Here is a 21,311-nt window from a genome sequence, read left to right on the forward strand (position 1 = left end):
CAGGTACAGGACGTCGCCATAATCGCTGTCATGAGCCACGTCATGCCACAACCGTGCGGGGACGTGCCCAGGCCCGGGACTCCGCGCACCGCCCCCGGGGCGGTCACCCCCGGCCGGCCGCCGGAACTCCTGCGGCCGGCCGGGGGCATCACGCTGCACCGCCGGTCCCCCGCCCACGCACCCGCGCTCAACGCCGCAGTCCGGGCCAACCTGGAACACCTGCGGCCCTGGCTGGAGTGGGCCGCCGAGGCACCCACCCCCGCCCAGACCGCCGAACTCGCCGTGGCCGGCTCCGCGGCCTGGGACGCCGGCACCGACTTCATCTACCTGGTCGGCCTGGACGCCGAACCCGGGCGGGTGATCGGCTCGTTCGGCCTGCACGGGCGGATCGGCCCGGGCGCGCTGGAACTCGGCTACTGGCTGAGCGCCGACCACCTCGGGCGGGGCATCGCCACCACCGCGGCCGGGGCCGTGACGGAGGCGGCGCTGGCCCTGCCCGGCATCGGGCGGATCGAGATCCACTGCGACGAGGCCAACACCGCCAGCGCCGCCGTGCCGCGCAGGCTCGGCTACCGGCTCGACCGGGTCACCGGCGCCGCGCTGCGGGCACCGGGCGAGACCGGGCGGAAGATGGTCTGGGTCAAGGGGCACTGAGCGCGGCCGGGCGGGGCCGTCGCCGCCGGGCCGGGCGCGGCCACCGGGCGGGGCGGTGACCGCCGGCGACGGCCACCGCCCCGCCGGGCACGCCGGGTGTGCCGGGTGTGCCGGGCGGACCGGGCGGACCGGGCGGACCGCCGCACGGGGCGGTTCAGTACCGCCCGCCGGTCGGCGCCGGCAGCGCGTCCAGCTCGGCGAGGTCGGCCGCCGAGAGCACCAGCTCGGCCGCCGCCGCGTTGTCGACCAGGTAGCGCGGCGTCCTGGTGCCCGGGATCGGCAGCACGTACCGCCCCTGCGCCAGCACCCACGCCAGCGCCACCTGGGCGGGCGTCCCGCCGACCCGCTCCGCGACCGCCCCGACCCTCTCCACCAGCGCCAGGTTCGCCTTCAGGGCGTCCTGCTGGAAGCGCGGCAGCGAGCGGCGGAAGTCGTCCGCCGGCAGCTCGTCGAAGGACGAGATGCTGCCGGTCAGGAAGCCCCGGCCGAGCGGCGAGAACGGCAGGAAGGCGATGCCCTCCGCCTCGGTGTACGGCAGCACCTCGGCCAGCGCGTCCCGGGTCCAGAGCGACAGTTCGGACTGCACGGACGCCACGGGGTGCACCGCCTGCGCCCGCTTGATCTCCTCGACACCCACCTCGGAGAGCCCGATCCGGCGGGCCTTGCCGGCCTCGACCGCCTCGGCCAGCGCGCCCCAGGTCTCCTCGATCGGCACCTCCGGGTCCACCCGGTGCAGCTGGTACAGGTCGACGTGGTCGGTGCCGAGCCGGCGCAGGCTCGCGTCGATCGCCTGCCGGACGTGCTCGGGCCGGCCGTTGCGGACCACCCGCTCGGTGCCGCTGCCGGGCACCAGTCCCACCTTGGTCGCCAGCACCGCACGCTCCCGGTGGGGGCCGGCCAGGGCTGCGCCGACCACCTCCTCGTTGCTGTACGGGCCGTAGATGTCGGCCGTGTCGATCAGCGTGACGCCGAGGTCCAGGGCCTGCCGGATCACGCCGATCGAAGTCTCGTCGTCGCGGCTCTGCGGGTCGTAGGCCCAGGTCATCCCCATGCAACCGAGGCCGATCACTCCGACCTCGGGGCCCTCGCTGCCGAGCGTGGCATTGCGCATGACGGTTCTCCTTCGTGGGTCAACGGCGGGTGGTTCGGCTCCCGGCGGCCCGGAAGCGGCACCGGGTGGCTCACCGGTGAACAGCCTGTCCCTTCGAGTGCGCTCTAGGTCAAGCCCGGCCGGCCACCGCGGCGTGTCGCACCCGGCCGTCCGCCAGCCACTCGCGGAACCCTCCCCGCAGCACCAGCTCCGCCAGCCGCCCGTACCCGCCCGCGCCCGGGTGCGCGCCGTCCCCGGCGAGGGCCTCCGCGACCCAGAGCGGATCCTCGGCCAGTGCGCGCGTCACGTCGACGAACGACACTCCGCGGGCGCCGCAGAGGGCGGCGATCCCCTCGGACAGCTCCAGCTGCCGGGCCAGCCGCTCCTCGCCGCCGTCGGCCACCGGGGGCGGTCCCACCACCAGGGCCGCGAAGCCGCGTTCGCGGGCACCGTCGAGGAGGTCGGCGACGTTCGCCAGGCACTGCTCCGGCTCGACCCGGGGGCGGCCGTCCTCGATCGTCGTGTCGTTGGCGCCCACCGACAGCACCAGCCGGTTGTCCGCCCCCGGCAGTGCGCGCACCCCCGTCTCGGTCCAGCAGCGGGCCAGCACGTCGGCCGAGGTGTTCCGACGGACGCCCAGGTTGAACACGGTCACGTCGGCGGACCGGGCGCCCCCGCCCTCCTCCGCGCCGGCCCCGCCGCCCACCGCGCCGACCCCGCCCGCCGCGCTCCCGGCCAGGTCGGCCCAGGTGGCCGCCATCACCCGGCCCACCCAGCCACGGAACTCCGGGTCGCCGACGCCCTGGGTGAAGGAGTCCCCGATGAAGCAGATGCGAAGATTCCTCGTCATGTCTCCGGTCATGCCGGAACCTTAAGGTCCACGTAAGCCCGGCTGCGACCCGCCTCCGATGCACCGGAGGTTCTTGACGTGCCCAGGAGGTCTAGTCCAGTTTGTTGGGCAGCACCGCGCAACTCCCCCACCGGACCACCTTCTCCACCGCCGCCCGTCGCGCCACCTCCCCCTCGCGCGACGGGCGGCGGCCCCGTCCCCGAGAGGCACCCCCATGCCACGCGCGCCCCACGACGCCCCCGCCCGACACCGCCGACCGTCCACCCGGACCAAACTCCTCGGCCTCGCCGGCGCCGTCGCCCTCGCCGCCGGCGGGCTCGCCACCATCGCCGGGAACGCCGGTGCGGCGGACGGGAACCTGCTCGGCAACGCCGGGTTCGAGAGCGGCACGCTCGGCCCGTGGAGCTGCTCCGGCACCACCGGCAGCGTGACCGGCTCCGGCGCCCACGGCGGCTCGTACGCGCTCCGGGGGGCCGCCGGGAGCAGCGACACCGCGCAGTGCGGCCAGACCGTCGCGGTGCAGCCCGGCACCAAGTACACGCTGAGCGCCTGGGTCCAGGGCCAGTACGTGTACCTCGGCGCGACCGGCAACGGCGTCACCGACCCCGCCGTCTGGACGCCCGGCGGGAGCGGCTGGCACCAGCTCTCCACCACCTTCACCACCGGGCCGGCCACCACCGGCGTCACCGTCTACCTGCACGGGTGGTACGGGCAGGGCGCCTACCTGGCCGACGACGTCACGCTCTCCGGGCCCGGCGGCACCCCCAGCACCCCGCCGCCCACCACCGCGCCGCCGACCACCGCACCGCCCACCAGCACCCCGCCGACCACGCCGAACCCGACCGGCCCGACCACCCCGGCGCCGGGCGTGGCTCTCCCGGTGGCCCCGTACATCGACATGGGCGCCTGGCCCACGCCGTCGCTGCCCGCGATGGCCGCGGCCGGCAACCTCAAGTCCTTCACCATGGGCTTCGTCACCGGAGTCGGCTGCAGGGCCAGCTGGTTCAACGCCTACGACCCGCGCACCGGCTGGGCCAAGGAGCAGGTCGACGCGCTCCGCGCGGCCGGCGGCGACGTCAAGGTCTCCTTCGGCGGCGCCGGCGGCACCGAACTCGCCGCGGCCTGCACCACGGTGGACTCCCTGTTCGCCGAGTACGAGGCCGTGGTGAACGCCTACGGCCTGCGCCACGTCGACTTCGACATCGAGGGCGCCGCGATCGCCGACACCGCAGCCAACGAGCGCCGGTCCGCCGCACTGGCCCGGCTGCAGAAGGCCCACCCCGGGCTGAGGGTCTCGTTCACCCTGCCGGTGCTGCCCGAGGGTCTGACCGCCGAGGGCGTCGCCATCGTCCGCTCGGCCCGGGACGCCGGTGTGAACGTCGACGTCGTCAACATCATGGCGATGGACTACTACCGGGCCGGCACCGACTACGGCGACGCCGCCGTGCAGGCCGCGCAGTCGCTGTACGGACAGCTCAAGGTCCTGTACCCGGCGAAGAGCGACGCCCAGCTGTGGGCCACGGTCGGGGTCACGCCGATGATCGGCGAGAACGACGACCACCAGGTCTACGACCAGGCGGACGCCCGGCAGCTGGTCGCCTTCGCCCGGCAGCACCACCTCGGCATGCTGTCCTTCTGGGACGCCACCCGGGACGCGAACGCCTGCACCGGCGGTCTGTTCAAGTGCACCAACATCCCGCAGCAGCCGTACGAGTTCGCGAAGATCCTCGCCCCCTACGCCGGCTGACCCGCCGGCGCTCCGACGCGCACCCGGGTGCCGGTGGTCCCCCCTCCTCCGGGCGGGAACCACCGGCACCGGCACGTCCGGGGCCTCCCGCCCCCCTCCCGGGATATTCGATCGTGCGTTCCCGAGCCTCCCGCTACAGTCCTCCCACGGCCCGGGAGCCACGCAGAGGCAGGCGCGCCGCCTCACGGCGGACACGCCGGTTCGCCTCCGGCCGGGACCGCCTCGCGGGACCACTCGGCAGCAGCACAAGGGGGGCGGACATGGCGGTCCGGAGCGACGACGACACGACCACCGACGAGGTCTCCCCCGAGGAGCTGGCCGCGTTCAGCCGCACCCTCGGCCGCCTGCGGGCCCTGCCCACCGACCACCGGACCAGGCAGCACGCCGAGCGCCAGTTGGAGTCCTTCGTCCGCGAGAGCCGCAAGCGCCGCCGCCAGGCCCTGCGCGCCGAGGCCCGCGCCGCCGACGCCGAACTGCTCGCCGCCACCGCCACCGGCGCGCGCGACCGCCGCGAGGACGCCGCGCTCGCCCCGGGGCCCGACACGGGGCCCGCCGGGGGGCCCACCGCCGGGTCCGTCGGCCGGCTCCGGGGCGGGCGCCGCTGCTACGTCTGCAAGCAGCACTACCGCGAGGTGGACGCCTTTTACCACATGCTCTGCCGCTCCTGCGCCGCCGACAACACCGCCCGCCGCGCCCTCTCCACCGATCTGCACGGCCGCCGTGCGCTGCTGACCGGCGGCCGGGTGAAGATCGGCCACCAGCTGGCGCTGATGATGCTGCGCGACGGCGCCCGGCTGGTGGTCACCAGCCGGTTCCCGCACGACACCGTGCGCCGCTTCCGCGCGGCGGAGGGCAGCGAGGAGTGGTGGGACCGGCTCACCGTGGTCGGCATCGACCTGCGCGACCCCCGCCAGGTCCTCGGCCTCACCGACCGGCTGCGCTCCGAGGGCGCCCCGTTGGACATCCTGGTCAACAACGCCGCGCAGACCCTGCGGCGCCCGCCGGAGTCGTACGCCCGGCTCGCCGCGGGCGAGCGGTCCGCACTGGCCGCCGCCGACGCCCGCGCCGTGGTGCACGCGCCCGGATTCCGGCCGATGCCCGCGCTCACCCCGGCCTGGCCGACCACCGGCCTCGCCCTCCCGGGCGGATCACCGGCCCCCGCCGTACTGCCGGAGCGGGCCGACCCGACCGACGAGGCCGGGCTGCTGCCCGACCTCGCACCGGCCAACTCCTGGTCGGCCCGGCTCGGTTCGCTCGATCCGGCCGAGCTGCTGGAGACCCAGCTGGTGAACGCCCTCGCCCCGGCCCTGCTCTGCGACCGGCTGCTTCCGCTGCTGCTCGCCTCACCCCACCCGCGCCGCTACATCGTCAACGTCACGGCGGTCGAGGGCCGGTTCGCCGTCCGCAACAAGACCGGCGGGCACCCCCACACCAACATGGCCAAGGCCGCGCTCAACATGCTCACCCGCACCAGCGCCGAGGAACTCGCCGCCCGGGGCGTGCACATGTGCGCCGTCGACACCGGCTGGATCACCGACGAGAACCCGGCCCCGAAGAAGACCAGGCTCGCCGCCGACGGCTTCCGCACCCCGCTCGACATCGTCGACGGCGCCGCCCGCGTCTACGACCCGATCGTGCGCGGCGAGGCCGGCTCCCCGGTCTCGGGCACCTTCCTCAAGGACTACCGGGAGGCGACGTGGTGACACCGCCCTCCCCCGTCCCCCGTCCCCGGTCCTGCCCTCGTCGGAGGACCGCGGTGCCCGCGTCCAGGTCGACACCCGTCCGGGGCGGGGCGCCGGCCCGGTCGTCGTCACGCAGGACGAGCCGGGCCTGACGCTGCTCGACCTGGACGCGCTTGCCTGCACTGAACAGGGCGTGCAGTTCCTCGAACGCCGTCATCCCCGGCACGACGGCGCCGCCGGACCTCGCAGGTCCGGCCGCCCGCCCGGTCAGCCGGGCCCGACGCGCCGCCTGGCCGGCCCACACCAGCGCGACCAGCCCGGTCACCAGCGCCACGAGGACGATCACCACGGTCACCATCACCACGTCCGCCCAACGCACCGGCCGCACGGGGAGGTTCCGCCGCGGCTACCGGTAGCCGGTGGTGTCGGCCGGGAGGCCAGGGTCCTGGACCTCCACCATGTACCGCCAGGCGTCGGGACGGCTGCCGTCGAGATCGGTGAAGCCGTAGACCCGGGCCAGCCCGCCGCTGCTGAGCGACCGGCCGTTCCACCGGGACACCTCGGGGTCCGCGGCCAGCGCCGCGACCGCGCGGCCCACGTACGACGTCGTCTCGGAGATGGCGAAGTGCGGGATGCGCCCGGTCGCGTCACGCCAGTTCGCCTCGGTCACGCCGAAGGTGTCGAGCATCATCTCGGAGCGCATCCAGCCCGGCGTGAGGGCCACCGCCGTCGCCCCGCGCGGGCCGAGCTCGTGACCGAGCGCGAACGCCATCCGCAGCACCGCGGACTTGGCGATGTCGTAGAAGAACGACACCCGGTACCGGTCGGCGTTGTACTCGGCCGTGCCGTCGGTCATCTCGACCACCAGCCCGCCGGGCGTGCGCAGCAGGAGCGGCAGCGCGTGGTGGCTGGTGATCGCGTGGGTGTCGACGGCGAGCCGGAGCAGCCGCAGGCCCTTGTCCAGGTCGTGCTCCCAGACCGTGCTGTCCCACTCGAAGAGCAGCTCGCCGCCCCAGACGTCGTTGACCAGGACGTCCAGCCGGCCGCCCTGGTCGGTGTCGATCCGCCTCACCAGGGCCTCGACCTGGGCGGACTCCAGGTGGTCGCAGACCACGGGGATGCCCGTGCCGCCCGCGGCCGTGACCAGTTCGGCGGTCTCCTCGACGGTCTCCGGCCGGTCGTACTCCGAGCGCTTCCCCTTGGTGCTGCGCCCCGTCACGTACACGGTCGCCCCCTGTGCACCCAGCTCGACGGCGATCCCCCGGCCTGCGCCTCGGGTCGCTCCGGCGACCAGGGCCACCTTGTTCTCCAGTGTCCTCGGCATGCGCCGGAGCCTACGCCGGAGGTCCCGCGCTGCGGCGTCGCCGGGGCCGCACCCGGCGTGGCGGCGAGCGCGGCACGGCGGGGGCGGGCTCGGGCGCGGGGGCGTGCGCAGGCGCGGTCGCGCCGGGCAGCCGCTACCCGACCGGTTCCGGTGCGGCCTCCTCGACCTCCAGGCCGTAGGCGACGACGGCCTGACGCAGTCCGCCCGGGTACCCGGCGAGGGCGGGGGTGAAGTCCCAGTTCCCGTCGGTGTCGCGGTCGAACCGTCCGAGCCGCATCGCGGTGTTGGTCCCGGCCCCGTCGGCCAGGTGTGCCACGGCCGCGGGCTGGTCGGCGCCGGCTTCGAGGATCAGGGCCGGGCCGGCGAAACCGGCCATGGTCGCCGCCGGGTGGTTCTCGGTGTCGGCCGCGGCGATGATCACGAGCCGGTCGGCCTCGGCGGGCAGCGCGTCGAAGTCGACCATCAGGCAGGCGTTCGCGTCGTCGTAGCCGGTGACCAGCCGGACCGAACCGTCGGGCGTGGAACCGTTGTTGTAGAACACCAGGTGCTCGTCCGACATCGCCCTGTTCCCCTGGCAGACCAGGGCGGCGATGTCGTACTCGTCCTCGCCGGTCCAGTGCAGGAGGAGTCGGGCCGGCTCGGCGGCGACCTCGATCCCGGGCAGTCCCTCGCCGTCGGCCTCCGGGCCGTCGACGTCCGCCTCGGCGACCGTGAACACCTCGTGGAAGCCGTGGTGCTTGAGCAGCCCGACCAGCTCGGCACCGTTGATCAGGGTGATCGGCTTGCCCCCGACGAACTGGTGCGAGCTGGGACCGAACTTGCTGGTCGTGACGAGCACGGCCTTCGTCGCGGCCCGGTCGTGCTGGAGCGTGCCGTAGAGGTCCCGCACCGCCGACGGTGTCACCGTGTCCCGGTACCGCTTCACCTGCACGATGACGTTCCCGCCGCGGAAGGGGTCCGTGTCGATCCCGCGCACGTCCACCCCGCCGTCCCTCGACCGGGCCGTGAGCTCGACCTTCATGCCCATCGCCTCCATCAGGCGGGCGACGAGCTGCTCGAACTCGACCGGGTCCATCGCCAGCAGGAGCTGGAGCTCGCGCACCCGCTTCGCCATCCGGCCGCGGTTCGCGTTGGTGTCGTCACGGAGGTGACGGAACAGCATCCGCTGGGCGCGACGTTCGGTGGTGTCGGGGTTGCTGACGCGGTGGAGCTTCCGGCTCCGGGACATAGGTGCTCCCTTGACGGTGACGTGCGGTGTGCTGCTGGCACGCGCAACCGTAGGGGATTTTTCGACACTCCGTCAGTTTTGTCTCACAGATGATGATTTCAGATTGGACACGACGCGCCCCCGCCCTCCGGAGCGGGCCCCGGACCGGCCCGGGGGCCGCCCCGGATCCGGGCCGGGACTCGAACCGGCCCCGAACCGCCTAGGCTGCGCGGCATGACGACCACAGATCGCGCCTTCGTCGTGGTGACGACGACCCACGACGACGAGGCGAAGGCCCGGACCCTGGCGGCGGACGTGGTGCGGGCCCGCCTCGCGGCGTGCGCGCAGGTGTACCCGATCCGGTCGGTGTACTGGTGGGAGGGCGAGGTGCAGGAGGGTGCCGAGTGGCGGATCGACTTCAAGACCCGGGCGGCACTGGCGGGCCCGCTCGCCCGCTTCGTCGAAGAGGAGCACGAGTACGACACCCCCGAGGTCGTCGGCGTTCCGGTGGTGACCGGAAGCGCCGCGTACCTGGACTGGGTGAACGCCGAGACCGCGGACCGGTAGGGCGGCGAGCGCGCACAGGGAACCGGCGAGCCGAACCACCGGCCCGGCGGCCCGGCGACGGCGCCGGGTCAGGGCGCCGGGTCACGCCGCCGGATCACGTGCCGGGTCACGCCACCCGGGCCGCGTCCCGGACGCCGCGCGTGACGCGCTCGGCGATCGCCGCGACCAGGCCGCGCGGCCGGCGGGGCACCAGGTGGGCACCCGCGAAGTTGCTCAGACCCGGCGTGACGTAGGAGCGGTCGGCGTCGAGGGCGCGCAGGCCGGCCCGGACCACCGCCCCGGGAGAGTCGAACCTGCCCGTGACGGCGGCCTTCCGGGTGCCGATGACCTCGAAGAACGCGGTCTCCACCGGCCCCGGGCAGAGGGCGAGGACCCGGATGCCCCGCCGGCGGTACTCCTGGCGGAGCGCGAGGCTGAAGTTGAGCACGAAGGTCTTGGACGCGCCGTAGACGGCGAAGTACGGCGTCGGCTGGTAGGCGGCGGTGGAGGCCACGTTGACCACCGAGCCCCGCCCCCGGGCGAGCATGCCGGGCAGCAGCTCATGGGTGAGGTCGACGAGCGAGACGACGTTCACCATCAGCTGGTCGTGGTCGCGCGACCCGTCGATCTCCTCGAACCGGCCGCAGGTGCCGAAGCCCGCGTTGTTGACCAGCAGGTCCACGGTCAGGCCCCGGTCGGCCAGTTCGGCGCCGACGCGGCGGGCGGCATCCGGCGCCGAGAGGTCCTGGACGAGGACGTGGGCGGTGATCCCGTGGGCCTTTCCGAGCCGCTCGGCGAGGGCTTCGAGGCGGTCGGCGGAGCGGGCCACCAGGACGAGGTCGTGACCGCGCGCGGCGAGCTGGGCCGCGAACTCCGCGCCGAGGCCGGAGGACGCGCCGGTGATCAAAGCGGTGGTGCGCACAGTGGTGCTCCTTCTCCCTTGGACAGCGCGGAGCCGGGGCGACGCCCGCTATCTGTAACACCACAGTATCGGATCAAGAGTTATCCGCAACACATGTGTGTCATTTATTTGGGGAGCCTCTCCCCGGCTGTACCGTTTCCGGGGACGACCCCACTGGAGGCAACAGATGAGCAAGACGGCCGGCCGCCCCCTGCGGGCCGACGCCGAGCGCAGCGTCCGAGCGATCCTGGCCGCTGCCGAGCGCGTCCTGGCCGTCAACCCCGGCGCGTCCATGGAACAGATCGCGGAGGCCGCCGGGGTCACCCGGACCACCGTCCACCGGCGGTTCGCCAACCGGCAGGCGCTGGTCGACGCCCTGGCCGCCGAGGCGGCGGCGAAGCTCGCGGAGGCCATCGAGGACGGGCACCCCGAGACCGCGCCACCGCTCGTCGCACTGCACCGCGCCACCGCCAACGTGCTGCGGGTCAAGGGCGCCTGGGGCTTCGCCCTCGGGACGGCGGCCACCGAGAGCGACCGGGCCCTGCGGACGCACGACGAGATCGCCCGCCGCTGCGTCGAACTGCTCGGCCGGCTCAGGGCCCAGGGCCTGATCGCCCCGGACGCCGACCTGGAATGGGTCCGCCGCGTCTTCTACGCCCTCATCGGCGAAGCGCTCCACGGCGAGCACGCCACCGGCCCGGACCCCGCCCCGGACCCGGACCCCGACGCGCTCGCGGCCAGGATCGTCGACACCCTGCTCCACGGCGTCGGCCCGCGCACCGCCCTCCGACCCGCCCCCTGACATGTCCTCCGACACGCCCTCCGACATGCCCTCCGACATGCCCGACGGGGAACGCACCGATCAGGCGGCGATCCGGAGCCCCCAACTGCCCTTTATCGCACGATAATCATCTATCTCCCTCGATCGAGGGAACAATCTCTCTTGTCCACATTTTCGCGGCCAGATGGGGGAACATCAGCACGTCCGCGCCCGAACGACCCCGGTCGGGCGGCAGCACACCGGCCCCTGGATCAGCCCGTGACTACCTCCGCCCCCGTGTGGGACTGCCCCTTCAACCACACCGACGGCCTGGAGTTCGACCCGCTCCTCAAGCGCCTGCTCACCGAGGAACCGATCGCTAGGATCCGCCTCCCGCACGGCGAGGGCGAGGCATGGCTGGCCACCCGCTACGAGGACGTCCGCGTCGTGACGACCGACCGCCGGTTCAGTCGCGCCGCCGGCATCGGCCGCGACCTGCCCCGGATGACGCCCGCCCCGATCGCCCAGGTCGAGTCGATCAACCTGATGGACCCGCCGGCCCACAACCGGCTCCGCCGCCTGGTCGCCAAGGGCTTCACCAACCGCCAGGTCGAGCGGATGCGCGCCCACACCCAGGGCGTCGTGGACGGCTACCTGGACGGGATGGAGGAGCACGGCGCCCCCGCCGACCTGGTCCACCACCTCTCCAGCCGGCTCCCGCTCACCACCATCTGCGAGCTGCTCGACATCCCCGAGCAGGACCGCGCCGAACTCCGCGGCCACGCCGTCGCGATGATGACGATGGGTCCCGGCAGCGGCGCCGGGCAGGTCAACGCCAAAGCCGCCCTGCGCGCCTACTTCGCCGAGCTCACGAGCGCGCGGCGGCGCTCGCCCGGCGAGGACCTGATCAGCGCGCTGGCCACCGCACGGGACGGCGCCGAGCTGCTGGACGACGACGAACTCGCCGTCATGGCCATGGTCCTGCTGGTCACCGGTCACGACACCAGCACCTACCAGCTCTCCAACATCACCTACACCCTCCTCACCCACCCCGAGCAGCTCGCCAAGCTGCGCGCCCAGCCCGAGATGCTGCCGCGCGCCCTGGAGGAACTGCTCCGCTTCATCCCGTTCCGGCAGGGCGTCGGCATCGCCCGGGTCGCCACCGAGGACGTCGAGCTGGGCGGCGTGCTGATCCGCGCAGGCGAGCCGGTGCACGTCTCCTACCTGGCCGCCAACCGGGACCCGGCGATGTTCGAGCGACCCGACGAGCTGGACCTCGACCGCGGCACCGCCAACCACATGACCTTCGGCTACGGCACCCACCACTGCCTCGGCGCCCACCTCGCCCGGATGGAACTCCAGGTCGCCATCGGCACCCTGCTGCGGCGCTTCCCCGGCCTGCGGCTCGCCGTCCCGCCCGCCGAACTCGACTGGCAGACCGGCTCGATCTGGCGCTACCCGCAGACCCTCCCGATCGCCTGGTGACCGCCTCCCCGCCGCACGGCCCCCGCAGCCGCCCCGGCGGCACCGCGCCGACCCGCCCGCGCGGCGGCGCCCGCCCCACGCATCCGTAGGCCACCGCCCGCGCCGACCCACCGCCCCGCCCGGGCCACCAGGGGAGTCCACCCATGGCAACACTCTGCCGACCCGCCATCGCCGTGCCCGAGCACGTCATCACCCTCGACGAGACCCTCGACCTGGCCCGCACCCTGCACGCCGGCCACCCCCAACTCGGACTCGCCCTGCGGCTGATCGAGAACACGGGGGTGCGGACCAGGCACCTCGTCCAGCCCATCGGGAAGACCCTGGCCCACCCGGGCTTCACGGTGCGCAACACCGTCTACGAGCGCGAGGCCAAGCGCCGCGTCCCCGAGGTGGTCGAGCGCGCGCTCGGCCACGCCGAACTCGGCGCCCGGGACATCGACCTGATCCTCTACGTCTCCTGCACCGGCTTCATGATGCCCTCGCTGACCGCGTGGCTGATCAACACCATGGGCTTCCGCTCCGACACCCGTCAGCTGCCGATCGCCCAACTCGGCTGTGCGGCCGGCGGCGCCGCCGTCAACCGGGCGCACGACTTCTGCCGCGCCTACCCCGGCGCCAACGTGCTGATCGTGGCCTGCGAGTTCTGCTCGCTCTGCTACCAGCCCACCGACATCGGCGTCGGCTCGCTGCTCTCCAACGGCCTGTTCGGCGACGCGATCGCCGCCGCCGTGCTGCGCGGGCGCGGCGGCGCCGGCATCCACCTGGAGCGGAACGGCTCGCACCTCGTCCCGGACACCGAGGACTGGATCTCCTACGGGGTCAAGGACACCGGCTTCCACTTCCAGCTCGACAAGCGCGTCCCCGGCACCATGGAGATGCTCGCCCCCGCCCTGCGGGCACTCGCCACCGACCACGCCTGGGACGTCTCCGGCCTCGGCTTCTACATCGTCCACGCCGGCGGCCCGCGCATCCTCGACGACCTCTGCCACTTCCTCAACCTGGAGCCGGCCGCCTTCCGGTTCTCCCGCGCGACCCTCACCGAGCGCGGCAACATCGCCAGCGCCGTCGTCTTCGACGCACTGGCCCGGCTCTTCGACGAGGGCGAGGTCACCGAAGGCACCCAGGGGCTGATCGCCGGGTTCGGCCCCGGCATCACCGCCGAGATCTCCCTGGGCAGTTGGGTCGGCGCACCGCTGGAGGCCGTGGTCCCGCGCCGGCCGCGCGCGATCGACACCGCCGAGCTGACGCTGACTCACCCGACGGCCCCCCTGCTGCGCCCGGCCGGGACTACGATCACCGAATGACCGATACCACGGACCGTACGGGCGCCGCCGCCAGAGCCGACCGGACCGCCCGGATCCCCCGCAGCGCCGCCACCGACCGGGCCGCCGCGGCCGACCGGGTGGCCGGCACCGGCCCGGCCACCACCGCCGACCGGGCGGCCGAGCTGGCCACCCTCTTCCCCGCGCTGCACGCGCCGCAGTACTGGACCTGGGGCCGCTACGACGCCCAGTTCTCCACGGCCCTGCCGCCGGACGAGCTGGTCACCAACATCCACCTGGTGGGCTTCACCGGCGACGGTCTGGTGGTGCTCTGCCGCGACGAGCGCGACCACTGGTTCCTGCCCGGCGGCACCCGCGAGGACCGCGAGTCCGTCGAGTCCTGCCTGGTGCGCGAACTCCGCGAGGAGGCCGGCGCCCGGCTGCTCGGCGAGCCGGTCTGGCTGGGCGCGCACCGCTGCGTCACCGAGGACACCGAGCCGTACCGGCCGTGGCAGCCGCACCCCGAGAAGGCCTGGCTCTGGGGCTGGGGAGAGGTCGCGGTGGACTCCGACCCGACCAATCCGGACGACGGCGAGCAGGTCGTCGAGGTCCGGGCGGTGGAGCCGGCCGAGGCGCAGCGGCTGCTGCTGGACGGCCACGAGGCGTGGTGGGGCGAGCTGATCGGGTTGGCGGTGGAGCTGCGGGAGCGCCCCTCCGCCGGCTGAGGGCCCGCCCGCTCCGGAAGTCTGCGCCCGGGGTGTTCCCGCACGTCCTGAAGATCACCGGAATGGCTCAACAGCGGACCGTGGTGTCCGACCGGCGGTGGTATGACTCGAAGGGACTCGGGCCTGCACCGACGGGAGCGTCATGGACAACTACCCGCTGCTCAACATCTTCTGGACGATGCTGGAGCTGTTCCTCTGGATCCTCTGGTTCTTCCTGCTGTTCAAGATCATCACGGACATCTTCCGCAGCCACGACATCGGCGGCTGGGCCAAGGCCGGCTGGCTGCTCCTGGTGATCCTGCTGCCACTGATCGGCGTGCTGGTCTACGTCATCGCCCGCGGCAGGAGCATGGGCGAGCGCGACGTCGCCCAGGCCCGGCAGTCCGATGCCGCGTTCAAGCAGTACATCCGGGAGGCGGCCGGCAGCACTCCGGCGGGCGAGGCCGGGTCCGGAGGCGGGACCGGGGCGACCGGCTCACGCAGTCACGTCGACGACCTCGCCAAGCTCGCCGAGCTCAAGGCCGGCGGGGCGATCTCCGAGGAGGACTACCAGCGGGCCAAGGAGAAGCTCCTGGTGTGACCGGGCCCGGGCCCGCCCGGCAGCCCGCCCACCCGCCGGCCGACGGACCGCCGGGCGGCGGGTGGGCCCGCGGGCGCGGGAGCTCCCCCGCCCGCGGGCCCGCCAGCTCGGCTCACCGCGTCAGCGCCGCCCGGACCGCCGGTCACCCGAACCGCGACCCTGCTGGTCACCGCCGGTCAGCCCGGCCCGCCGCAACGCGTCCGCCATGGCGCTGTTCCCCGCCGGCGCCGGAGCGGCGGAGCCGCCGCCCGACCCGCGCCGGTCCTGGCGCGGCGGGCGGCCACCACCGGCTCCACCGGCACCGCCACCGCCGCCCTGCCGCTGGCGTCCGCCCTGCTCACCGGGACCGCGCCGCTCACCGCCGCGGTCTCCGCCGCGGTCTCCGGCCCCGCGCCCGACCTCGTCGTCCAGCCGCAGTGTGAGCCCGATCCGCTTGCGCGGCACGTCCACCGAGGTGACCCGGACGGTCACGATGTCGCCCGGCTTGACCACCTCGCGCGGGTCCTTGACGAAGTTCCTCGACAGCGCCGACACGTGCACCAGCCCGTCCTGGTGGACGCCCACGTCCACGAAGGCGCCGAACGCGGCCACGTTGGTCACCACGCCCTCCAGCACCATGCCGACCTCCAGGTCGCCGATCTTGTCGACGCCCTCCTTGAAGGTCGCGGTGCGGAAGGCCGGTCGCGGGTCCCGGCCCGGCTTGTCCAGCTCGCCGAGGATGTCGGTGACGGTCGGGATGCCGAAGGTGTCGTCCGCGAAGTCGCCCGGCCGCAGCGCCCGCAGCCGGGTGCCGTTCCCGATCAGCTCGCGCAGCTCCCCTCCCGAGGCGGCGAGGATCCGCCGCACCACCGGGTACGCCTCCGGGTGGACGCCGGAGGCGTCCAGCGGGTCGTCGCCGTCCGGGATCCGCAGGAAGCCCGCGCACTGCTCGAAGGCCTTCGGCCCGAGGCGGGCGACGTCCTTCAGCGCCTTGCGCGTGCGGAACGGCCCGTTGGCGTCGCGGTGCGCCACGATGTTGTCGGCGAGCGTCCCGGTGACGCCCGAGACCCGGGTGAGCAGCGGTGCGGAGGCGGTGTTCACGTCCACCCCGACCGCGTTCACGCAGTCCTCGACCACCGCGTCCAGCGAGCGGGAGAGCTTCACCTCGCTGAGGTCGTGCTGGTACTGGCCGACGCCGATCGACTTGGGGTCGATCTTGACGAGCTCGGCCAGCGGGTCCTGGAGCCGGCGGGCGATCGAGACCGCGCCGCGGATCGACACGTCCAGGTCGGGCAGCTCCTGCGAGGCGAACGCCGAGGCCGAGTAGACCGAGGCGCCGGCCTCGCTGACCATCGCCCTGGTGAGCTTCAGCTCCGGGTGGCGCGTGAGGAGGTCCTCGGCCAGCTTGTCGGTCTCCCGCGAGGCGGTGCCGTTGCCGATCGCGACCAGGTCGACGGAGTGCTTCTTCGCCAGCACCGCCAGGGTCGCCAGCGCGGCGTCCCACTTGTTGGCCGGCTGGTGCGGGTAGATCGTGTCGTGGGCGACCACCTTGCCGGTGGCGTCCACGACGGCGACCTTCACGCCGGTCCGGAAGCCCGGGTCCAGGCCCATGGTGGCGCGGGTGCCCGCCGGGGCGGCGAGCAGCAGGTCGCGCAGGTTGGCGGCGAAGACGCGCACCGCCTCGTCCTCGGCCTCCTGGCGCAGCCGGCCGCGCAGGTCGATGCCGAGCCGGACCAGGATGCGGGTGCGCCAGGCCCAGCGGACGGTGTCGCCGAGCCACTTGTCGGCCGGGCGTCCGTGGTCCGCGACCCCGAACCGGGCGGCGATGCGCTGCTCGTAGTCGCTCGCGCCGGGCAGGTCGCCCGCCTCCTCGCCGTCGAACGGGGAGAGGTCGAGGTCCAGCACCTCCTCCTTCTCGCCGCGCAGCATCGCGAGGATGCGGTGCGAGGGGAGCTTGGTGTACGGCTCGGCGAAGTCGAAGTAGTCGGCGAACTTGGCGCCGTCCTGCTCCTTGCCGTCGCGGACGGTGGCGACCAGCCGGCCGCGCGTCCACATCCGCTCGCGCAGCGAGCCGACCAGGTCGGCGTCCTCGCCGAACCGCTCGACCAGGATCGACCGGGCGCCCTCCAGCGCGGCGGGCGCGTCGGCGACGGACTCGTTGAGGAACGTCCCGGCGAGCGCCGCCGGGTCCTGCGAGGGGTCCGCGAGCAGGGTGTCCGCCAGCGGCTCCAGCCCCGCCTCGCGGGCGATCTGCGCCTTGGTGCGCCGCTTCGGCTTGAACGGCAGGTAGATGTCCTCCAGCCGCGCCTTCGAGTCGGCGCCGAGGATCTGCGCACGCAGCGCGTCGTCCAGCTTGCCCTGTGCCTCGATCGACTCCAGGACGGCCGTCCGCCGCTCCTCCAACTCCCGCAGGTACCGCAGCCGCTCCTCCAGCGTGCGCAGCTGCGTGTCGTCCAGCGAGCCGGTGGCCTCCTTGCGGTAGCGGGCCACGAACGGAACCGTCGCACCGCCGTCCAGCAGATCGACCGCCGACTTCACCTGTCCCTCGCGGACGCCCAGCTCCTCGGCGATCTTCCGCTCGATCGCCTGTTGGGCCTGTCGGGCCGCCTGTTCGACTGGCGTGGTCACGAAGCCGGTCACCTTCTTCAGAGTTGCTGTCCGTACCCCCGCATTCTGGCAGCTGCCGACGACACCCCCGCCCGCCCCCACCACCCCGGGCGTGGCGCGGGTGCGACGGGACGGGCGGGCGGCGTGGAGGAAGGTGAGGAGGCGGTGCGCGGCCGTCCCTCCGGCGGGACCGCGTCCCCGGCCGACCGAGACCTACCGGAGCGGGTCGGTCATCGCGTGCCCCTCCTCCGGCGGAAGCGGCTCCGACCAGCACGGCCGCGCCCCCGAGCGCCCCCCTGGAAACCCAACACCCCCGTGAAGTCCTCACGATCCCACCCTGGTGTTCGAAAAGGAGGCGATCACCCGCCGGTCCAGGCGTACAGTGCCGGGCATGTGCGCAGCCGCCCGACCGCCCGACCGCATGCACGACGACGAACCCGACATCGACGCCGGCCTGGTCCGACGGTTGATCTCCGCTCAGTTCCCGCAGTGGAAGGGGCTTCCGCTGCAACGGGTCGCCTCCACCGGGACGGACAACGCGATGTTCCGCCTCGGTCCGGAGCTCGCCGTCCGTCTCCCGCGGGCCGGTTGGGCCGCCGACGGCGTCACGCGCGAGCAGCACTGGCTCCCCCGCCTCGCCTCCCGGCTCCCGGTCCCGGTTCCCGAGCCGCTCGGCCACGGCCGCCCGTCCTCGGGATACCAGTGGAACTGGTCGGTGGTGCGCTGGCTGGACGGCGTCAACCCGGTCGTCGGATCGCTCGCCGAACCGGTTCGGCTCGCCCACTCGATCGCCGGTTTCATCACCTCGCTGCGCAAGGTCGAGCCGACTCCGGACGCCCCGGCGGCCTCGCGCGGCGCACCGCTCGCCGCCCGCGACGCCGCGACCCGCGCGGCCATCGGCCGGCTGCGCGGAATGATCGACACGGACACCGCAACCGCCCTGTGGGACAAGGCCCTCCGCCTTCCGGAGCGGGCCGGACCGCCCACCTGGATCCATGGCGACCTGTCCCCCGGCAACCTCCTGCTCACCGGCCAGCACCTGGGCGGCGTCCTCGACTTCGGCCAGACCGGGGTCGGCGATCCGACCGTCGACCTGATCGCCGCCTGGAACCTCCTCCCCGGCAGCGCCCGCCCCGTCTTCCGCACCGCCCTCGCCGTCGACGACGCCACCTGGGAGCGCGGCCGCGCCTGGGCCCTCTCGATCGCGCTGATCCAGCTGCCGTACTACCGCACGACCAATCCGCCCCTGGCGGCCAACGCCCGCCACGTGCTCCGGGAGGTGCTGACGGACCGCAGCGTGTGAGCCCCGCCCGCGCCCCGTCCCGGCCGCCCCGTCGCCCGCGCTCCGTCGCGGGCGCTCCGCCGTGGCGTCCGCGCGAACCGGCCACCGCTCACGCCTACATGGTCCGGGTGGCCTCCGCCGCTCCCGGCGGGAGCGGCCGGCGCGCGACCTCGGACTGCCAGGAGCCGGCCAGTTCGGCGGGGAAGCGGCGACCGCTGCGGGTCAGCACCAGCCCCGGCGCGAGTTCGACCTCGTCGCCCGGCCGGAACGGGCGGTTCGCCCCGGGCGGCAACTGCTCCCAGGGGCCGCACTGTCCGTGCCGGCCGGCCGCGCGCATCCGGCTGCCGTACGTGCTGGTGTCCCGCACCACCACCGAGCCGCCGCGCACCGACACCACCAGGTGCCGGCGGCTCACCCGGGCGGCGAGCGCGGACGGCAGCAGGGCGAGCAGCGCGATGCCGTCCGCCGTACCGGGCGCCCGACCTACCGCCGTCTGCGAGCCCTCGTCGAGCGTGTACCGGGCCACGCACTGCCCGTCGACGACCACCTTCAACTGTGCGGCGCCGGGCCGCGTCCCGTCGTCGAGCAGCGGGGCGCCGTGCAGTTCGCAGGTGGGCAGGCCCTGCCGCATCCGCGGGAGCATCACCCGGCCCCCGCGGTGGACGCTGTAGAGCGTGCAGCGCTGTTCGGGGCAGCGCCAGGCGCGGCCGACGACCTCGACCAGGGGCTTGCGGGCGGGGGTGAGCAGTCCCTGCTTCTTGAGCGCGGACAGCTCCATCTTCTTCGAGATCTCCGCGCCCGTCCGGTGCCCCATGTCGAGCGGCACCAGCCGCACCGTACCCCCGCGGGCCGGCTCGGGCTTGAGGAACTGCCAGGTGTTGCCCTGGATCCACGGGTGTTCGAGGCGGAAGTCGTCGTAGTGGTCGCCGGTGACGACCTGGATGCCGGTCATGCCGGCGATCTCCAGGACGCGTTCGTCGGCGTCCGGCACCTCCTCCACCAGGCCGGCGGTGACCCACCGCCGCAGCATGCGGGCGTCCGCCGGGTGGGTGAACTCCCTCCTGCCGCCCAGCAGGCTGCGGTCCGCGACCAGGTAGACGGAGACGTTCCGGTCTCCGGTGAGCCTGATCAGCGCCTGGATCACCAGGTGGAGACGGTGCAGTGAACGCGGGGCGGGGCCGCCGAGGTTGACCTGGCAGGCGATGTTGGAGAGTTCGACCAGGTAGTCGGCGCGGTCGGCCGCGGTCGCGAGGTTGCGTTCCAAGGGACCTCCGTGGCACGGGTCGCCGGGCACCGTCCTTCCGTCCCCATCATGGCGCACCACCCCCGCCGGCGGGAGGCCGCGCCGGAAGGATCGCCCCCTGCCCCGTCTTCACCACCGTTTCGCCGCTGCCCACTTCGGCCGCGCCGGCGGCCACGAACCGCCGCGCACGCCCGTTCCCGGCCGCCCGTTCCCGGCCTCCCCTCCGCCCTCCGCCCGCCGCCCTCCCCGTCGGCGACCTGCCGCCGCCCCGGGCCGACGGGGCTTCCCGGGCGTCCCGGAGCCGCCGTCAGTGGTCGACGGTCACCACGATCTTGCCGACCTGCGTACCCGCCTCCATGTAGCGGTGGGCGTCGGCGATCTCCTCCAGCGGGAAGGTCCGGTCGACCACCGGCCGGAAGGCCCCGGTGCGCAGACCGGAGGCGACGAAGGCCTCGGCACGACGCAGGGCCTCCGGGTCCCTGGTGGTCTCGTGGAGGATGTAGCTGCGCATCGCCCTGCCGCTCATCAGGGCCATCGGCGGGAACGGCGTGTCCAGGCCGCTCAGCATGCCGTAGACGAAGAGGGTGCCGCCCCGGGCCAGGGCCTCGGCCAGCTCGACCACGCCCGGGCCCGCGACGGCGTCGAAGACGAACGTCGCGCCCCGGCCCCCGGTCAGCTCCAGGACCCGCTGCGCGACGTCCTCCTCGTCCGTGACGATCACGTCCGCCGCGCCGGCCTTCAGGAGGGCGTCGCGCTTCGCGGCCGTCCTGGTGGTGGCGATGGGCGTCGCGCCCACCCGGTCGGCGATCTGCAGGGCGGCCAGGCCGACGCTGCTGGACGCGGCCGTGATCACCACCGTGTCGCCGGCCCGCATGCCGCCGGTCTCCACCAGCGCCCCGTACGCCGTCACGTACGGCATCCAGACCGCCGCGCCGCCGACCGCGTCCAGCCCCTCCGGCCGGTGCAGGACGGCGTCCGCCGGGACGACCGCCCGCTCCGCGTAGACGCTGTAGTCGTTCATCGAGAACGCGGGCACCACGCTCACCCGGTCCCCTGCCGCGAACCCCGCCACCCCCGGTCCGACCGCCTCGACCACGCCCGCCGCCTCGGTGCCCAACCGACCGGGGAACTCCCGGACGTCCTCGATGTACCGGCCGCTGCGGAACAGCACCTCGGCCCGGTTGACCCCGATCGCGTCGACGCGGATCAGCAGTTCACCGGCGCCCGGCGCGGCGATCGGCGCGTCCTCCAGCCGCAGCACCTCCGGCCCGCCCAGCTCGTGAAAGCGCACAGTCCTGACCATCGCTCAACTCCCGTTCCCCCTAGGTGGCGACCCCTCCAGACAACTTCAAAGTACGGCAGCTGTCAAACTTCGACAGCTGTCGTA

19 protein-coding genes are annotated in these 21,311 nt (G+C 74.1%); 10 read left to right on the forward strand and 9 right to left on the reverse strand.

Annotation, left to right across the window (positions count from 1 at the left end):
- Positions 1 to 30: 30 nt before the first annotated feature.
- A complete protein-coding gene (locus PUR56_RS05715) occupies positions 31 to 654 on the forward strand; it encodes a GNAT family N-acetyltransferase (protein WP_329879383.1) in 624 nt (207 codons plus the stop codon).
- 154 nt (positions 655 to 808) lie between these two features.
- Here the strand turns inward: PUR56_RS05715 and PUR56_RS05720 are convergent, their stop codons facing one another.
- Positions 809 to 1,765: an aldo/keto reductase gene (locus PUR56_RS05720; protein WP_329948094.1), complete on the reverse strand. Its 957-nt coding sequence runs from the start codon at positions 1,763 to 1,765 to the stop codon at positions 809 to 811.
- A 109-nt stretch (positions 1,766 to 1,874) separates the two neighbouring features.
- Positions 1,875 to 2,606 (reverse strand): GDSL-type esterase/lipase family protein, encoded by a 732-nt coding sequence (locus tag PUR56_RS05725; protein ID WP_329948095.1) that lies wholly within the window; start codon positions 2,604 to 2,606, stop codon positions 1,875 to 1,877.
- Positions 2,607 to 2,808: 202 nt separating this feature from the next.
- Between PUR56_RS05725 and PUR56_RS05730 the strand changes: the two genes are divergently transcribed.
- A complete protein-coding gene (locus PUR56_RS05730; protein WP_329948096.1) occupies positions 2,809 to 4,341 on the forward strand; it encodes a carbohydrate binding domain-containing protein in 1,533 nt (510 codons plus the stop codon).
- Between the two features lie 260 nt (positions 4,342 to 4,601).
- The gene (locus PUR56_RS05735) at positions 4,602 to 6,044 is read left to right on the forward strand and encodes an SDR family NAD(P)-dependent oxidoreductase (protein ID WP_329948097.1); all 1,443 of its coding nucleotides are present in this window, start codon (positions 4,602 to 4,604) and stop codon (positions 6,042 to 6,044) included.
- Here the strand turns inward: PUR56_RS05735 and PUR56_RS05740 are convergent.
- The 3 genes from PUR56_RS05740 to PUR56_RS05750 form a co-directional block, all read right to left on the reverse strand.
- Positions 6,016 to 6,411, reverse strand: a complete 396-nt coding sequence (locus PUR56_RS05740) for a DUF6191 domain-containing protein (RefSeq protein ID WP_329948098.1) — start codon at positions 6,409 to 6,411, stop codon at positions 6,016 to 6,018. The two genes, PUR56_RS05735 and PUR56_RS05740, sit on opposite strands and share 29 nt — an antisense overlap.
- Positions 6,412 to 6,429: 18 nt before the next feature.
- The gene (locus tag PUR56_RS05745; RefSeq protein ID WP_329948099.1) at positions 6,430 to 7,347 is read right to left on the reverse strand and encodes an SDR family oxidoreductase; all 918 of its coding nucleotides are present in this window, start codon (positions 7,345 to 7,347) and stop codon (positions 6,430 to 6,432) included.
- A 133-nt stretch (positions 7,348 to 7,480) separates the two neighbouring features.
- A complete protein-coding gene (locus PUR56_RS05750; protein WP_329948100.1) occupies positions 7,481 to 8,575 on the reverse strand; it encodes a restriction endonuclease in 1,095 nt (364 codons plus the stop codon).
- A gap of 213 nt (positions 8,576 to 8,788) precedes the next feature.
- Between PUR56_RS05750 and cutA the strand changes: the two genes are divergently transcribed.
- The gene (gene cutA, locus PUR56_RS05755; protein ID WP_329948101.1) at positions 8,789 to 9,121 is read left to right on the forward strand and encodes a divalent-cation tolerance protein CutA; all 333 of its coding nucleotides are present in this window, start codon (positions 8,789 to 8,791) and stop codon (positions 9,119 to 9,121) included.
- A 106-nt stretch (positions 9,122 to 9,227) separates the two neighbouring features.
- On the opposite strand, the gene PUR56_RS05760 is transcribed toward cutA, so the two are convergent.
- On the reverse strand, positions 9,228 to 10,022 hold the full coding sequence (locus PUR56_RS05760) for an SDR family NAD(P)-dependent oxidoreductase (protein WP_329948102.1): 795 nt from the start codon (positions 10,020 to 10,022) through the stop codon (positions 9,228 to 9,230).
- Positions 10,023 to 10,188: 166 nt separating this feature from the next.
- On the opposite strand from PUR56_RS05760, the gene PUR56_RS05765 reads away from it, so the two are divergent.
- From PUR56_RS05765 to PUR56_RS05785, 5 genes are all read left to right on the forward strand, one after another.
- Positions 10,189 to 10,803: a TetR/AcrR family transcriptional regulator gene (locus PUR56_RS05765; protein ID WP_329948103.1), complete on the forward strand. Its 615-nt coding sequence runs from the start codon at positions 10,189 to 10,191 to the stop codon at positions 10,801 to 10,803.
- Positions 10,804 to 11,040: 237 nt separating this feature from the next.
- Complete coding sequence (locus PUR56_RS05770) at positions 11,041 to 12,246, forward strand: cytochrome P450 (protein WP_329948104.1); 1,206 nt, start codon at positions 11,041 to 11,043, stop codon at positions 12,244 to 12,246.
- Positions 12,247 to 12,389: 143 nt separating this feature from the next.
- Positions 12,390 to 13,550, forward strand: a complete 1,161-nt coding sequence (locus PUR56_RS05775; protein ID WP_329948105.1) for a type III polyketide synthase — start codon at positions 12,390 to 12,392, stop codon at positions 13,548 to 13,550.
- Entirely contained in the window at positions 13,547 to 14,233 is a 687-nt protein-coding gene (locus PUR56_RS05780) for an NUDIX hydrolase (protein ID WP_329948106.1), read from the forward strand. Before PUR56_RS05775 ends, PUR56_RS05780 begins: the two co-directional genes overlap by 4 nt.
- A 142-nt stretch (positions 14,234 to 14,375) precedes the next feature.
- A complete protein-coding gene (locus PUR56_RS05785) occupies positions 14,376 to 14,813 on the forward strand; it encodes an SHOCT domain-containing protein (RefSeq protein ID WP_329948107.1) in 438 nt (145 codons plus the stop codon).
- Between the two features lie 120 nt (positions 14,814 to 14,933).
- On the opposite strand, the gene PUR56_RS05790 is transcribed toward PUR56_RS05785, so the two are convergent.
- Entirely contained in the window at positions 14,934 to 17,420 is a 2,487-nt protein-coding gene (locus PUR56_RS05790) for a Tex family protein (RefSeq protein WP_329948108.1), read from the reverse strand.
- A gap of 370 nt (positions 17,421 to 17,790) precedes the next feature.
- Between PUR56_RS05790 and PUR56_RS05795 the strand changes: the two genes are divergently transcribed.
- On the forward strand, positions 17,791 to 18,702 hold the full coding sequence (locus PUR56_RS05795; RefSeq protein ID WP_329948109.1) for an aminoglycoside phosphotransferase family protein: 912 nt from the start codon (positions 17,791 to 17,793) through the stop codon (positions 18,700 to 18,702).
- Between the two features lie 94 nt (positions 18,703 to 18,796).
- Here the strand turns inward: PUR56_RS05795 and PUR56_RS05800 are convergent, their stop codons facing one another.
- Positions 18,797 to 19,945: an FHA domain-containing protein gene (locus tag PUR56_RS05800; RefSeq protein ID WP_329948110.1), complete on the reverse strand. Its 1,149-nt coding sequence runs from the start codon at positions 19,943 to 19,945 to the stop codon at positions 18,797 to 18,799.
- A gap of 286 nt (positions 19,946 to 20,231) precedes the next feature.
- Entirely contained in the window at positions 20,232 to 21,215 is a 984-nt protein-coding gene (locus tag PUR56_RS05805; protein ID WP_443034438.1) for a zinc-dependent alcohol dehydrogenase family protein, read from the reverse strand.
- Positions 21,216 to 21,311: the final 96 nt, after the last annotated feature.

The sequence above is a fragment of the Streptomyces sp. BE303 genome, assembly GCF_036290945.1.
Classification (GTDB): Bacteria; Actinomycetota; Actinomycetes; order Streptomycetales; family Streptomycetaceae; genus Kitasatospora.